This is a genomic window from Bacteroides sp. 51 (assembly GCF_010500965.1).
In the GTDB taxonomy this organism is placed as follows: domain Bacteria; phylum Bacteroidota; class Bacteroidia; order Bacteroidales; family Bacteroidaceae; genus Bacteroides.
Map to the genome: position 1 here is coordinate 1 of NZ_QVMI01000074.1, position 3,056 is coordinate 3,056.

Consider the following 3,056-nt stretch of genomic DNA (forward strand, 5'->3'; position numbering starts at 1 on the left):
GGCGTTCCTACTGCTCTCCACGCTGACAGCGTGCACAGGGCATGAAGAAGAAATTACCCCAACGGGAAAAGGCGACGCCCTGGTCACCTTCTCCCTTCGGCTGCCCGGTGAAAGCGTACCCGACACCCGCGCCCTGCCCAACACCCGTGCCCTCTCCGAAGACGGGGAGAACGCTGTTACTGAAATCGACGTATTGGTGTTCGGTAAGAACGGCGGTACCTATGTGTACTCTGCCGGATGTAGCGGTAGTCAGATCACAGGAACGGGAAATGCCAAGACCTTTACCGTGACCTTGCGCCGGGGAGAATACGACCTGGTGGTATTGGCCGGTGCCCGTAGTATCATAGAAGCCGCCAGCCTGGAAGGTAAGAACAAAGCCGCTGCCTTGGCCGCGCTTACCGCTGCCGTACCCGCAGAAGGTAAATGGCCGGTAGATGGCTCAAAACCTTTCCCGATGTGGGGAGATATCGGTACAAAGACCATTAATGAAACTACCGAGATAAAGAACATCAACCTCCTGCGTATGGTAGCACGGGTAGATGTGGTAGTTCCTACTGCCGTAACCAACTTTAAGCTATCCAGTGTATATGTATATAACTACAATACCCAGGGCACAGTAGTTCCTACCACGGCCGCAGGTCTGACAGATNCCTACTGCCGTAACCAACTTTAAGCTATCCAGTGTATATGTATATAACTACAATACCCAGGGCACAGTAGTTCCTACCACGGCCGCAGGTCTGACAGACGGTAAGGTAACCTATCCGGTGGTGCCTGCTTCTTCAACCTTGACCGAAGGTCCACTATTATACAATGGAACCGCCATCAACACGACACTCAACCAGTGCGTGCGTGAGATTTATATTATGGAAGCTGAGAACCATACCGATAACCACACCAAAGCCAAAGACCTGTTGAAGCGCACCTGCCTGGTAGTAGGTGGTACCTACGGCAGCGACAGCGAAGCCAGCTATTACCGCGTGGACTTCTCTACCGGCACAGGATCAGCACAGGCTTTTCTTGATGTACTTCGCAACCACAAATACACCATAAACATCACCAAAGTATCCGGTTCGGGTTACGAAACTCCTGATATTGCTTTCCGTAGTGGTCCGGTGAATATCGAAGCCAGCGTACTGACCTGGAACGGGGTAGGAATGAATATCCTGACTACCGATGGACAGTACACCCTGGCGGTAGATAAAGATGAATATACCTTCAACAAAGAAGCTGTGATAAGCAAGACAGCCGAAAATACACTCAATGTATGGACCGACTATACCACCGGTTGGAAAGTCGAAAAGTGCGTTGACGCTACCAACGAGAGCCAAACCGCCGGTTGGTTGAAACTGGTTCCTGCCATAGGCGGTAAAGACAATATAACCGAAACCTATATCGAATTAGAAGCAAACGAAACCGGCGCTTCCCGTTCGGCAAAGATCTATCTGGAAGCCGGGCGTATCCGCAAACCGATTACTGTTACTCAAGGTACAGCATCGAGTGTACAGCCGGGCATTAAGCTCTATCTGGCCGATACAGAAATCTCTTCGGGATACCAGCTCACCTTCACCCCCCGGAAAGACGCCACCCTGGCCGGTGCGCAAACCCTGCGAGTGGTATGGGAGCCTAATACAGAGAATGTTACCGTGGCGGTAAACAAGACATGTTCTGCCCTGGAAGGCCAACCGGTAAGTGAAACCTTCAACGGTGGTTCCAGACAGTACATCATCACCACTACGGCTGTTAAATCCAATGGTAACAGTGCCTTGCCTACCGATGAAGAATCTACGGTTACTTTCCGTACCCAGAGTGGTCATGAAGCTACAGTGAAATTGTTGCAGAAGAATTACGGTCTTATCTATAAAGACGTTAAAAGTAAATACGCTTCTGCTACCAGTAAAGAATACAGCTTTACGGTACAGAGTAATACCAGTTGGAAGATCGGTTCTGTAACCGATGGTTCAAATGTACTTACCCCTGCTTCTAAAGTAGCTTTAGAATCCACAGCCGGTACGTCAGGTACAGCCACTGTTAAGTTCACCGTTGCTGCCAATACTACCGGAACCGTCACCTTGAACTTCGTAAACGAAGATGGATTATTCACTGATGTAGCCGTTACCTTGAATGTTCAGCCTGTTGTTCCCGCAGAGTTCGGCGGTAGTAATATCGTTTGGGATGCTACAAACAAAAAGTTAACCTTCTCTACCGGCCCTAATGATACAAGCGTTGATGCCCAGGCTCAAGGTGTTTACTTCCAGTGGGGTTCCCTGGTGGCTATCAGCCCTGTGGGTGCTAACTTCTCCACTTCACAGATTTTGTATAAACCAGATGAATATACAGCTGCCATCAGTTCTTGGGCTACTATTCCTTATGTCAATGAAACCACTGCTCCATTCAATGACAACGTGCAAACTGACGATGATTTTGCTACTTACAATAACAATACCGGTTACAATGCTTCTACCGGCAAGGGTGACATTTGTCGTTATATCTCCGCCAAGGGTTGGGTTGAGGGTAGTTGGCGTTTGCCTACTACTGCCGAGCAAAAAACATTGCTCGCGGCATCTAGTACAAGTCCGGTTAGTAGTAGTCATTACGGTTCTCCCGTTGGAACCTTCAGTGAGTTCACTCCTAGCGATGCTAGTGGGCTGGAGCAAATCTCCAGCTATGTTGAGCTGTTCGAACATCAGAGCTTCCCCGCGTCCCTGTATCGGAATGACCTTGGGGTTGCGGAATACCAGCACGGTGTAATAGGGTACTATTGGTCCGGTTCGTCTATGACCAGTCGGACCACGTTCACCATGGCTTCGTCCTACAAAGGTGCGAGTCAGAGCAGCGGCAGTCGACATAACGGGTTCCCTGTGCGTTGCGTCCGCGAATAGCTGTGCCTACCCAAGCTGTACCTAAAATGATGGGCTTAGCTAAACTGTCCTGGCCGGCACTAGAATACCGGTATTGAAGTTTAGCTAAGAGCTGATCCATCGGCAGGGAGTTTTCAGGTACACCTGCCAAACCGCTCCACGGTGCTCTGCCTTCACGGTATGGGTATTGAACGG

Annotated in this window: 2 protein-coding genes; both read left to right on the forward strand. The window is 50.0% G+C overall.

What is annotated here, in order from left to right:
* Positions 1-673 (forward strand): FimB/Mfa2 family fimbrial subunit (locus D0T87_RS23410; RefSeq protein ID WP_163178557.1); only part of this gene is annotated, 673 nt, incomplete at its 5' end.
* Between the two features lie 97 nt (positions 674-770).
* On the forward strand, positions 771-2,882 hold the full coding sequence (locus D0T87_RS23415; protein ID WP_163178559.1) for a BACON domain-containing protein: 2,112 nt from the start codon (positions 771-773) through the stop codon (positions 2,880-2,882).
* Positions 2,883-3,056: the final 174 nt, after the last annotated feature.